General features: G+C 74.4%; 11 protein-coding genes and 1 tRNA gene. 6 read left to right on the top strand and 6 right to left on the bottom strand.

The genetic code is table 11. The annotated features are described in order from the left end of the window. The 5 genes from L7D48_RS18915 to L7D48_RS18895 form a co-directional block, all read left to right on the top strand. Positions 1-1974 (top strand): NADH-quinone oxidoreductase subunit L (locus L7D48_RS18915; RefSeq protein WP_237880647.1); only part of this gene is annotated, 1974 nt, incomplete at its 5' end. A 27-nt stretch (positions 1975-2001) separates the two neighbouring features. Continuing rightward, positions 2002-3597 (top strand): NADH-quinone oxidoreductase subunit M, encoded by a 1596-nt coding sequence (locus L7D48_RS18910; protein ID WP_256462994.1) that lies wholly within the window; start codon positions 2002-2004, stop codon positions 3595-3597. After that, positions 3594-5120 (top strand): NADH-quinone oxidoreductase subunit N, encoded by a 1527-nt coding sequence (locus L7D48_RS18905; RefSeq protein WP_237880645.1) that lies wholly within the window; start codon positions 3594-3596, stop codon positions 5118-5120. The genes L7D48_RS18910 and L7D48_RS18905 overlap by 4 nt, the downstream gene beginning before the upstream one ends. A 144-nt stretch (positions 5121-5264) precedes the next feature. After that, positions 5265-6128 carry a zinc metalloprotease HtpX gene (gene htpX / locus L7D48_RS18900; protein ID WP_237880644.1) on the top strand — a complete coding sequence of 288 codons (864 nt, stop codon included), beginning with the start codon at positions 5265-5267 and terminating at the stop codon, positions 6126-6128. Next, a complete protein-coding gene (locus tag L7D48_RS18895; protein WP_237880643.1) occupies positions 6125-6553 on the top strand; it encodes a YccF domain-containing protein in 429 nt (142 codons plus the stop codon). The genes htpX and L7D48_RS18895 overlap by 4 nt, the downstream gene beginning before the upstream one ends. A 36-nt stretch (positions 6554-6589) precedes the next feature. On the opposite strand, the gene L7D48_RS18890 is transcribed toward L7D48_RS18895, so the two are convergent. The 3 genes from L7D48_RS18890 to L7D48_RS18880 all read right to left on the bottom strand — a co-directional run bounded on the left by L7D48_RS18890 (position 6590) and on the right by L7D48_RS18880 (position 8704). Further along, positions 6590-7516, bottom strand: coding sequence for a restriction endonuclease (locus L7D48_RS18890; protein ID WP_237880642.1), 927 nt, complete (start codon positions 7514-7516; stop codon positions 6590-6592). 111 nt (positions 7517-7627) lie between these two features. Beyond that, positions 7628-8020, bottom strand: coding sequence for a hypothetical protein (locus tag L7D48_RS18885; protein ID WP_237880641.1), 393 nt, complete (start codon positions 8018-8020; stop codon positions 7628-7630). Between the two features lie 195 nt (positions 8021-8215). After that, complete coding sequence (locus L7D48_RS18880) at positions 8216-8704, bottom strand: YajQ family cyclic di-GMP-binding protein (RefSeq protein ID WP_206348936.1); 489 nt, start codon at positions 8702-8704, stop codon at positions 8216-8218. 190 nt (positions 8705-8894) lie between these two features. On the opposite strand from L7D48_RS18880, the gene L7D48_RS18875 reads away from it, so the two are divergent. Continuing rightward, positions 8895-8976 (top strand) — tRNA-Tyr (locus L7D48_RS18875). 76 nt (positions 8977-9052) lie between these two features. On the opposite strand, the gene L7D48_RS18870 is transcribed toward L7D48_RS18875, so the two are convergent. From L7D48_RS18870 to L7D48_RS18860, 3 genes are all read right to left on the bottom strand, one after another. Then, positions 9053-9523 carry a hypothetical protein gene (locus L7D48_RS18870; RefSeq protein ID WP_237880640.1) on the bottom strand — a complete coding sequence of 157 codons (471 nt, stop codon included), beginning with the start codon at positions 9521-9523 and terminating at the stop codon, positions 9053-9055. A gap of 80 nt (positions 9524-9603) precedes the next feature. Continuing rightward, complete coding sequence (locus tag L7D48_RS18865; RefSeq protein WP_237880639.1) at positions 9604-10284, bottom strand: NAD(P)H-binding protein; 681 nt, start codon at positions 10282-10284, stop codon at positions 9604-9606. Between the two features lie 48 nt (positions 10285-10332). After that, positions 10333-11494 (bottom strand): hydrolase (locus tag L7D48_RS18860; protein ID WP_237880638.1); only part of this gene is annotated, 1162 nt, incomplete at its 5' end.

The following is an 11494-nucleotide window of genomic DNA, read 5'->3' as shown; positions in this document are numbered from 1 at the left end:
GCCGTCCTGCCCACCCTCACCTCCGCCGCCCTCGCCGCGGCCGTCGCCGTACGCCAGGGCGGGGAGGGCGCCCTGACCGGCGCGACCCGGCTGGCCCCCACCGGCAACGACGCCCTCTCCGTCGAGCTCGCCTTCCACCTCGACGGCTTCGCCGTCCTCGTGGCCGTCCTGGTCGCCGCCGTCGCGTCCTGTGTGCAGATCTACTCCACCGGCTACCTGCGCGACGACCCGCGCTACCCCTCCTACGCCGCGCTGGTCTCCCTCTTCACGGCCGCGATGCTGCTGGTCGTCTACAGCGACGACCTGATCGTGCTGCTGGTCGGCTGGGAGGTCATGGGCATCTGCTCGTACTTCCTGGTCGGCCACTACTGGGAGACGGCCGCCGCGCGCTCCGCCTCCCTCAAGGCGTTCCTCGTCACCAAGCTCGGCGACGTGCCGTTCGTCATCGGCATCCTGGCGCTGGCCTCCGAGGCCGGCACCTTCCGGATCAGCACGATCGTGACGCGGCTGACCTCCCCGCTGTCCGGCTTCGAGCTGGAGCACCCCACCGTCGTCGCGCTGCTGCTGCTCGCGGGTGTCGCGGGCAAGTCCGCCCAGTTCCCGCTGCACACCTGGCTGCCGGACGCGATGGCGGGCCCGACGCCGGTCTCCGCGCTGATCCACGCCGCCACCATGGTCGCGGCCGGGGTGTACTTCGTCGCGCGGCTGCTGCCCGTCTTCACCTCCTCCGCCGCCGCGCTCGCCGTCCTGGCCGCGATGGCGGCGGTCACCATGGTCGGCTCGGCGCTCGCCGCCCTCGCCCAGGACGACATCAAGCGGGTCCTGGCCTACTCCACCGTCGGCCAGCTCGGCTACATGACCGGCGCCCTGGCCGTCGCCGACCGCGGCGCGGCCGTCTTCCACCTCATCTCCCACGGCGTGTTCAAGGCGCTGCTCTTCCTCGCCGCGGGCGTGCTCATCCACGCGGCCGGCACCAACTCCCTGGCCGCGATGTCCCGCACCGGCGGCCTGGCCCGGCGGGTGCCGGACGCCTACTGGACGATGACCGTCGCCCTGCTGGCCCTGGCCGCCGTGCCACCCTTCGCCGGCTTCTTCTCCAAGGAGGCCGTCCTGGCCGCGGCCGAGCACGCCGCCCTCGACCCCGCCGAAGGGGCGGCCCACGCCGTCCCGTCCGCCGTGGGCTGGACGGTCCTGCTGGCCGGGCTGCTGGCCGCCGCGCTCACCGCCGCCTACGCCGCCCGGCTGTGGCTGCTGGCCTTCCACGGCCGCGGCTTCGCCGACCCCGGCGAGAGCACCGACCCCGGCGAGAACACCGCGCCCGGCGAGAACACCGCGCCCGGCCGCACCGGGCGGCCGGTCGTCATGAACGCGGTGCTGTGGGCGCTGGCCGGGCCGACCATCGCCGTCGGGCTGCTCTACGGCGCCCTGCCCGACTGGTTCGACGGCCGCTCGCTGGCCCCCACCCTCACCACCTCCGTCCTGGGCACCGGCCTGGCCGCCGCCGGCATCGTGGTGATGTACGCGGCCTGGCGGCACAGCACCGCCACCGCCGCCGCCCGTGCCCCGCTCGGCGCCGTCGCCGCCCACCCGGAAGCCGAGCCGGCGGTCTCCGAGGCCGAGGCCATCGCCACCCACCGGGCGGCCTACGGCGACATCGCCGCCGCCGACGACCCGGCCGACCCGGGCCGGCTCCTGCTCGGCCCGCTGCACCGCCACGCCGCCCGAGGCTTCCACCTCGACGCCCTCTACGCGGCCGTCGCCGTACGCCCGGTCCTGGCCGCCGCACGGCTGGTGCGCTTCCTGGACCGCGAGGTCGTCGACACCTACGTGCGCGGCGCCACAGGCACCGCACGGCTACTGGGGGCGGCCGTGCGCCGCGTCCAGACCGGCAACGTGCAGACCTATCTCGGCCTCCTGCTCGCCGGCTCCCTCGTCCTGGCCGTGGCCGCCGCCCTCGTCGCCGCCGGAGCGTGACCAGTGATCCCCCTGAACGACACCGCGATGCGGCTGCTCCTGGCGGCCGTCGTCGTCCTGCCCCTGCTCGGCGCGGCCGCCGCCCTGCTGCCGGCCCCGCCCGGGCTGCGGGGCAGGAACCCCGAGCAGGCCGTGCTGCGCCACGGCGTCACCGTCACCGGCGCCGTGCTGGCCGCCACCGCGGTGCTCGCGCTCGGCTTCGACCACGACCGGCCCGGCACGATGCAGGCCGAGACCGACATCGCCTGGATCCCGGCGATCGGCGTCCGCATCCACCTGGGCACCGACGGCGTCTCGCTGCCCCTGCTCGTCCTGACGGCGCTGCTGACCTTCCTGTGCGCCCTGTACAGCTACCACCGGCCCCCCGAGGGCCCGCGCCCGCAGGCGTTCGTCGCGCTCGTGCTCCTGCTGGAGGCCGGCACCCTGGCGACCTTCGCCGTGCTGGACCTGATGCTGTTCTTCCTGGCCTTCGAGACGGTCCTGATCCCGATGTACTTCCTCATCGCCCGCTGGGGCGGCGCGGGGCGGGAGCGGGCCGCGTGGAAGTTCGTCCTCTACACCCTGCTGGGCTCCGTGGTGATGCTGCTGGGCCTGCTGCTGGTCGGACTGGGCGCCGAGGGCGGCCCGACGTTCGACATGACGGCGCTCGCCGAGGACGGTGGCCGGGGACTGACCCACACCACCCAGCTCGTGGCAGCCCTGGCCATCGGCACCGGCCTGGCCGTCAAGACGCCGATGTGGCCGCTGCACAGCTGGCTCCCCGACGCCCACACCGCCGCCCCGACCGTCGGCTCGGTGCTGCTGGCGGGCGTCCTGCTGAAGATGGGCACCTACGGCTTCGTCCGGATCGTCCTGCCGGTCGTCCCCGACGGCGTCCACACCCTCGCGCCGTACCTGGCGGCCTTCGCGGTCACCGGCATCGTCTACGGGTCGCTGGCCTGCCTGGCGCTGGCCCTTCCCGGGGCCAAGGGCGACCTCAAACGCCTCATCGCCTACTCCTCGGTGGGCCACATGGGCTTCGTGCTGCTGGGCGTCGCCACCCTCACCCGCACCGGCGTCAACGGCGCGCTGTTCGCGAACATCGCCCACGGCCTCATCACCGGACTGCTGTTCTTCCTCGTCGGCGCGGTCAAGGACCGCACCGGCACCACCGACCTGGACCGGCTCGCGCTCGACGGCGGCGGGGAGCGCGGCGGGGGCGCGGCGCTGTACGGGCGCGCCCCCCGGCTCGGCGGGCTGCTCGCCTTCGGCGCCGTCGCCTCCCTCGGGCTTCCCGGACTGGCCGGCTTCTGGGGCGAGATGCTCGCGCTGCTCGGCGCGTACCACCCCGCCGACGGGCTCAGCCGGCCCGCGTACCTGGTCTTCATGGCCTTCGCGGCCCTCGGCACCCTGCTGACCGCCGCCTATCTGCTGGTGGTCGTACGCCGGGTCTGCATGGGGACGCCGTCCGCCCCCGGCACCGCCCCCGCACCGAGCGCGACCCTGCCGGACGTACGCGGCCACGAGTTCGCCGCCTGGATCCCGCTCGTCGTCCTCACCGTCCTGGCCGGACTGTGGCCCGCGCTCCTCCTGGGGCTCACCGATCCGGCCGTGCAGAACCTCCTGCCGGGAGTCAGCCGATGAACGCGCTCGCCCAGGATCCCGTCCGGTCGGTCGTCCAGTCCGTCGACTGGCTCACCATCGCCCCGCCCGCCCTCGCCGCACTGGGCGCGCTGGCCGTCCTGGTCGCCGACCTGTTCCTGCCCGAGCGCCGCAAGCCGCTGCTCGGCCCGGTCACCGTCGCCGTCCTCGCGCTCGCCGTACTCGGTCTGCTGCCCCTCCTGGACGGCGACCGCGCCACCTTCTGCCTCACCGCCGACCCGGCGGTGTGCTCCTACGTCGCCGACCCGTTCACACTGGCCGTCCAGTTCCTGGTGCTGGGCGCCGCCCTGATCGCCGCCCTGCTGTCGATGACGGCCGTACGGGACGACGCGCTGCCGCGCGGCGAGTACTGGTTCCTGCTGCTGGCCTCCGCCGCCGGCGCCGCGCTGCTGCCCGCCGCCCGGGACCTGGCGACCCTGATCGTGGCGCTGGAGGTCGCCTCCCTGCCCTCCTTCGCCCTGGTCGGACTGCGCCGCGCGGACGGGCGCTCCTCCGAGGCGGCCCTGAAGTTCTTCCTCTCCTCGGTCACCGCCACCGCCGTCAGCCTGATGGGCGTCAGCTTCGTCTACGCCGCGACCGGCTCCCTGCACCTGGACCGGGTCGCCGGGGGGCTGCGCGAGACCGCCCCCGGACTGGAGACCCTGGCCGCCACCGGAGTCGCCCTCACCCTCGTCGGCTTCGCGTTCAAGACCGCCGCCGTCCCCTTCCACTCCTGGGTGCCGGACACCTACGTCGGCGCCCCCCTGCCGGTGGCCGCCTACCTGTCGGTGATCGGCAAGGCGGTCGGCTTCTCCGGGCTGATCCTGGTGACCGTTCAGGCCTTCCCCTCCTACGGCCACGTCTGGGGACCGTCGCTCGCCGTCCTGGCCGCCCTCACCATGACCGCGGGCAACGCGGCCGCCCTGCGGCAGCGCCCGGAGCGCGCGCACAGCGCGGTACGGCTGCTGGCGTGGTCCTCCGTCGGCCAGGCCGGCTACCTGCTGGTGCCGATCGCCGCGGCGGCGTACGCCGATGAGCCGGGGCGGGCCGTCGGCGCGACCGTCGCGTACGCCCTGATGTACGCCGCCGTGAACCTCGGGGCCTTCGCCGTGGCCGCCCACGTCGGCCGGAGTGCCGCCGCCAACCGGATCACCGACTACCGGGGCCTGTACGCCGCCCACCCCTCGGCCGCCCTCGCCCTCGCCTTCTTCCTGCTCTGCCTGGCCGGGCTGCCGCCGGGGATCATCGGCCTGTTCGCCAAGGTCGCGGTCTTCTCCACGGCCGTGGACGCGGGACTGGGCTGGCTCGCGGCGGTGATGGCGGTGAACGTCGTGATCGCCCTCTACTACTACCTGGCGTGGACGGCGCAGATCTTCCGGACCCCCGCACAGGCCCCCGCCGCACGCGCTCGCGTACGCGTCGCCGCGCCGCTCACGACCGCGATCGCCCTGACGGGGCTGCTCGCCGTCGGCCTTTCGGGTGCTCCCCAGCTCGCCCTGCGCTTCGCCGCCGACGTGCTGCTTTAGACGGGAACGGCCCGGGAACCCGGCGCCTTCACACGGCGTTGACCTCACAGGAAGGGTCCACCGATCAGCCTTCGGACGGAGGCACCGCCGCAACGAAGGGCCACACGGGGGATCCCCCCTGCCGCACCACCTGGAGGGCGTACCGTGCACCGCCGGCACAACGGGCTGAAGACCGCCCTGCTACTCGGGGGACTGTCCGCACTCATCATCGTCATCGGCGGTTTCTTCGGCCGCACCGGCCTGGTCGTCGCGGTCGTCCTGGCACTGGGCACCAACGCCTACGCCTACTGGAACAGCGACAAGCTCGCCCTGCGCGCCATGAGAGCCCGCCCGGTCAGCGAGTTCGAGGCCCCGGGCCTGTACCGGACGGTCCGCGAGCTGTCCACGGCCGCCCGCCGGCCCATGCCCCGCCTGTACATCTCACCGACCCAGGCGCCCAACGCCTTCGCCACCGGCCGAAACCCGCGCAACGCCGCCGTCTGCTGCACCGACGGCATCCTGCGCATCCTGGACGAGCGCGAACTGCGCGCCGTCCTCGGGCACGAGCTGAGCCACGTCTACAACCGCGACATCCTCATCGCCTCCGTCGCCGGGGCACTCGCCTCGGTGGTGATGTTCCTGGTCAACTTCGCCTGGCTGATCCCGATCGGCCGCTCGGAGGACGACGAGGGGCCCGGCCTGGTCGGGGTGCTGCTGATCATGCTGCTCGGCCCGCTCGCCGCGTCCCTGATCCGGCTCGCGGTCAGCCGCTCCCGGGAGTACGAGGCGGACGCCTCCGGCTCCCAGCTCACCGGCGACCCGCTGGCCCTGGCCTCGGCCCTGGCCAAGCTGGAGGCCGGCACCAAGCAACTGCCACTGCCCCCCGAGCCCCGGCTGGAGACCGCGAGCCACATGATGATCGCCAATCCCTTCCGCCCCGGAGACGGCCTGTCCAGGATGTTCTCCACCCACCCCCCGATGGCCGAACGCATCGCCCGGCTGGAGCGCATGGCGGGGAGGCGGCTGTGAGGACGGTCCTCAACATCCTGTGGCTGGTCCTCTCCGGCCTCTGGCTGGCCCTGGGATACGCGGTCGCCGGCCTGATCTGCTTCCTGCTGATCGTCACGATCCCGTGGGGAATCGCCTGCTTCCGGATCGCCGTCTACGCCCTGTGGCCCTTCGGGTACACCGTCGTCCAGCGGCCCGGCGCGGGCGCGGCCTCCGCCGCCGGCAACGTCGTCTGGCTGGTCTTCGCCGGTATATGGCTCACCCTGGGGCACATAGCCGCCGGGATCGGCTTCTTCCTGACGGTCATCGGCATCCCGTTCGGCATCGCCCACTTCAAGATGATCCCGGTCTCCCTGATGCCGCTGGGCCGCGAGATCGTCCGCAGCGACGCCGCTTACCCGTCGTACCGCTGGAACCCGGCCCCCGCCAGCCCGTCCCGCCGGTAGCCCGTCCCGCCGGGCGCCGAAGGTCCCGGAGGCCTCTCAGGCCCGGGCGTTCCCCTCGTCGTACAGACCGTCGTACACGCCCTCGTGCGGGTCCTCGTGCCGCCCGCCGTACGGATCCGCCCCGGCCGGCGGCTCGCCCGCGCTCTCCCAGGGGGCCGGTCCGGTGCCGTCGCTCCAGGCGTCCAGCGCGTGCCGGTCGAAGCACAGGATCCCGCACTGCTGCGCGTACTCGGCGGCGGGCGCGGTGAAGTCGCCGGTGGTGACCACGGCCGCCACCTGGGCCTCGTGGACGGTGTAGCAGGTGCCGCCGAAGCGCTGCACGTCCTGCGAACCGACCTTGTTGGTGTCGCTGTAGCGCTTGCACTGGATGACCACGCGCCGCCCGTCCGGGGCGGTGGCGACGACGTCGGCGCCGAGGTCGCCCGCGCCGCCGACGACCTCCACGTCCCGGCAGCCGTCCCGCTCGCACAGGGCCGCGACCGCCTGCTCGAACTCCTCGGCCTCCATGGCCTCGTAATCCGGGCGTACGGGACGGTCGGTGCCGCCGGGGCGGGCTTCGGCGCCTCCGCCCGGTCCCGTGTACCGGACGGCTCCCGTGTCCTCCGCCGGCCCGGGACGCTCCGCGCGCTCACCGCTCTCCGGCCCGCCGTCCGGGATCTCCTCCTCCAGCGTGTCCAGCGCGGTCTCGGCCGCCTCGGTCAGGACCGCGGCGGCCCGTCGCGCGGCCCTGGAGGCCCGGAAGCGGCGCCCGCCGCGCAGACCGGCCACGGCGGCCGGCACGGCGATCAGGCAGACGGCCACCGCCGCGACCGGATGCCGCCCGGCCGCCTCCAGCACCACCCGTCCGGCGAACCACACCCCCAGCAGGACGACGGCGGCCAGCACGAAGGCCAGGGCCGTCACACGCAGGTCGAAGACGGGCCTGCCGTCCGGTGTGCGCCTCCGGCGCGCGGATATGGCCATCGGTGCTGATCCCCCCTGGCGGTTCGGCGTGGAACATCACTGCTCGCTACTGCCGTCTGCCCCGCCTCCCCGTTTTCAACGGGCCGCCGGGGGCGGCCCGCCGCACCGGGGTCAGCAGCCGACTCCGATGCAGTCCTCCTGGAAGACCTGCTCGCCGTCCACCGTGCCGACGATCGTGAAGCCCTCGAACGTGACGCCGCCCTCCGTCTCGATCCGGGGGTCGCTGCCGGCGTCGGCCGCCATCCGGGCCTCCCCGCCGTCCACGGTGGTGCCCTCGCAGGTGACCCTCAGGTTCTCCCCGGTGCCCTCGTCGACGCATGTGAGGTCACCGTCGATCTCGTGCCCGGCCTGGTCGAAGGCGAGTTCGCCGGCTTCGGCCGCACTGTTGCGGGCGAGGGTTCCGGAGATCTCCTCCCCGGTGCCGCCGTCCCCGCAGCCCGAGAGCAGAAACGTGCCGCACAGCAACACGGCCGGCAGAGCGGCCCGCACGGTCTTCTTTCTCATGAGTCCTCCTGGGCCCGTACACGTGAAGGTTCCGTGCCCGGGTGCCCGCCGCGCGGTCCGCCAACCTTCCGGGTACCCCCGCCGCCCCGGGTGTCCCTGCCCCCGGGGGGACGCCGACGGGCACCCGCCGCCCGGCGGGTGCCCGTCGTCCTCTCGCTCTCGCCCGGCGGCCGGCGCTCACCACCGGCCCGGTGCTCAGCGGTAGTTGGTGAACTGGATCGCGAAGTCGAAGTCCTTGCCCTTGAGCAGGGCGATGACCTCCTGCAGGGCGTCCCGGCTCTTGTGGCTGACCCGCAGCTCGTCGCCCTGCACCTGGGCCTTGACACCCTTGGGGCCCTCGTCACGGATGATCTTCGCGACCTTCTTGGCGTTGTCCTGGGAGATGCCCTCCTGGATCGACGCGAAGAGCTTGTACTCCTTGCCGGACACCTGGGGCTCCCCGGCGTCCAGGGACTTCAGGGAGATGCCCCGCTTGACCAGCTTGGTCTGGAAGATGTCGAGGATGGCCAGGACCCGCTCCTCGGAGTTGGCCCGCATCTCGATCTTCTCGCCCGACCAGGCGATGGAGGCTCCCACGCCCTTGAAGTCGAAGCGCTGGGAGATCTCCTTGGCGGCCTGGTTGAGGGCGTTGTCGACCTCCTGCCGCTCGACCTTCGAGACGATGTCGAAACTGGAGTCGGCCATCGTGGATTGGCTCCTCGTGCGTAGATCCGTCAGGGTGCGGTCCGGCTCGGTCCGGCCCGGTCCGCGCCGTCAGCCTAGTCATCCGCCGCGGTTATCCACCGCCGGACGACCAGGTGGCGGACCACCCCCCACCATCGGGTATGGTTGTGCGCGTTGCCAGGGAGCGAACGCCCCCGGGGCAGCGATCCCAGGCGGTGTGCCCGAGTGGCCAAAGGGAGCAGACTGTAAATCTGCCGGCTCAGCCTTCCTAGGTTCGAATCCTAGCGCCGCCACACGAGGGAGACGGCCCCCGACCAGTCCACTGGTCGGGGGCCGTTCGCCGTTCCGGCCGGCGTGGCGGCGGCCTCCTCACGGCCCGCGGTCCCCGAGCGGGGCGACGGGCCCTCCGTCCGGCCACCGCTCCCCCCACTCGGGGTCCAGTCCGCGCCGCCGCATCCGCCACACCGCCGACGGGTACACCAGGAACGGCCACAGTACGAACATGACCGCCGTCGCGAGATCCCCCACGGCGTCCTCGTCCACCCTCACAGGGCCGCCGCTGAGCGGATCGATCCGCACCCGCGCACGGGCGCCGGCGTACCCGTCCGCCCAGAGGATCTCCACTCCCCGGCCGACGGTCCGGCCGTCGTACGAGGTGAGGGTGCCGGTGCAGTGGAGCAGCGGGGCGCTGCGGCCCTCCTTCCTCAGGTCGCAGAATTCCGCCTCGAACTCCCCGGGCTCACCGGCCAGGCCCAGCCGGGCGCTCGCCGTGGAGAGGGAGACCGCTCCGAGGGTCCACATGGGGACCGCGAACACCAGGGTCAGCAGTGCCGCCCTCACCCGTACCGACCGCGGCCACGCCCGTCGTTTCGCCACTGCCGGCCCACCCCGCCCCGTGTCCGTTCCGTCCGGCGGGGAGCCTAGTCCGGCACCTCCGTGGCCTCCGAGCCCAGTTCCGCGATCGCCTGGTCGATCGGGACCTCTCCGGAGACCAGTTCCAGCGTCACCCGTGCCGCGCGCGGGTCGTCCAGGAGGGCGAGGAGGACGGCGGCCACGTCGTCGCGGGAGATCTCGCCGCGGCCCGTGCGGGGCTCCAGCCGCACCCGCCCGGTGCCGGGACGGTTGGTGAGACGGCCGGGGCGCAGGATCGTCCAGTCCAGGTTGACGCGCCGGCGGATGTCGTCGTCCGCCGCGCCCTTGGCACGCAGGTAGGCGGCGAAGACGGGCTCCATGTCGGCGGGGGGCGTGTCGTCCGCCCCCATCGCGGAGATGACCAGGAAGCGGCGTACTCCGGCCAGTTCGGCGGCGTCCGCGAAGAGGACCGCGGCCGCCCGGTCCACCGTCTCCTTGCGGGCCGTGCCGCTGCCCGGGCCCGCGCCCGCCGCGAAGACCGCGGCGTCGGCGTCCCGCAGGTGCCGGGCGACCTCCTCCGCGGACGACGACTCCAGGTCGCAGACGACCGGCTCGGCGCCCGCCGAGCGCAGGTCGTCCGCGTGCTCGGGCCGCCGGATGAGCCCGACGACCTCCTCACCGCGCGCGGCGAGCAGCCGCTCCAGCCGCAGTGCGATCTGACCGTGTCCTCCAGCGATGACTGTGCGCATACTCCGACCGTACGCCGCCGGGCCCGTCCTCCGCCGGGTACGCCGCCGTCAGCGCTGCGACTGGCGGGGGAGTCCGGCGGCGGGACCGCCCGGTTCCGGGGCCACCGGGGCCGCCGCGTCCGCCGGGCCGCCCGGGTCCGTGGCGTCGCAGTACTCGCGCACCGCGCTGGTGCGGGCCACCACCCGGCCGCGGTGGACGACCAGGCGGCTGTACGCCAGCGAGAGCGTTCCGGCGAGTGTGCGGCCGCGTACGGCCAGCAGCTCGGCCGGGAAGCCGGCCTCGATCCGCACCCGCGGCAGCCCCATGGCCTCCCGCGCCCGCGCGCTCACCGCCTCGTAGGCGTCCTCCGGGCCGGCCTGGCCGTGCGAGGCCAGCAGGTAGGCGGCCTCCAGCGGATCGCCGCGGCCCACCGGGTTGGCCGCGTCGCGCAGGGCGCCGCCGCCCGCGGCCACCCGTACCCCCGCCGCCCGCAGCAGCCGCACCGGCGCGGTGCGGGGGCCGTCGGCCGTCCGCGGCGGCAGGCCGCAGCCGCCCTGGGGCAGGCAGACCACCGTGATCCCGGCCGCCGCGAGGGACTCGGCGGCGCGGGCCGCGGTCTCCCGCGGCAGCCGGGCCAGCCCGTCGCACGGACCGACGGCCACCCTGGGCCGCAGCCCGCCGGCCACCGAGGCCAGGCGCGCCAGCCGGACCGGGTCGGAGCCGTCGGTGTGCAGGTCCACCGCGCAGCCGTGTTCGGCCGCCACCTCCAGCACGGCCTCCGTGTAGCCGCCCGGATCGGGGTCGAGGTCCGGGCAGCCGCCCACCGCCGCGGCCCCCATGCCCACCGCTTCGCGCAGCATCGCCAGGCCGTCGGCCCCCGCCGCGCCGGTCAGCAGCCGGGGTACGGCGACGGCGGTGAGGTCGGCCAGCCCGCGCAGGGCGTGCCGGGCCCGCAGTACGGCCCGCAGGGCACGCAGCCCGGCGACGTCACCGATGCGCACATGGGTGCGCACCGCGGTCGCGCCGTGGCCGAGCTGGAGCAGTGCGGCCTCGGCGGCGCGCCGCTGGACGCGTCCGGGGTCGTACGGGTCCCAGGGGCCGTACGGGGAGGCGCCGAGGGCGCCGGGCGCGTCACCGTCCGCCGTCAGCGCGGTGTCGTAGTGGGCGTGGGGCTCGGCGGGGGCGGGCAGCAGCAGATAGCCGGTGAGGTCGATCCGGGTGGCCCACGGA

The organism is Streptomyces sp. ICN903 (assembly GCF_022015835.1).
Classification (GTDB): Bacteria; Actinomycetota; Actinomycetes; order Streptomycetales; family Streptomycetaceae; genus Streptomyces; species Streptomyces fenghuangensis.
The sequence above is the reverse complement of the archived record's forward strand: the minus strand, read 5'-3'. Positions and strand labels throughout refer to the sequence as shown.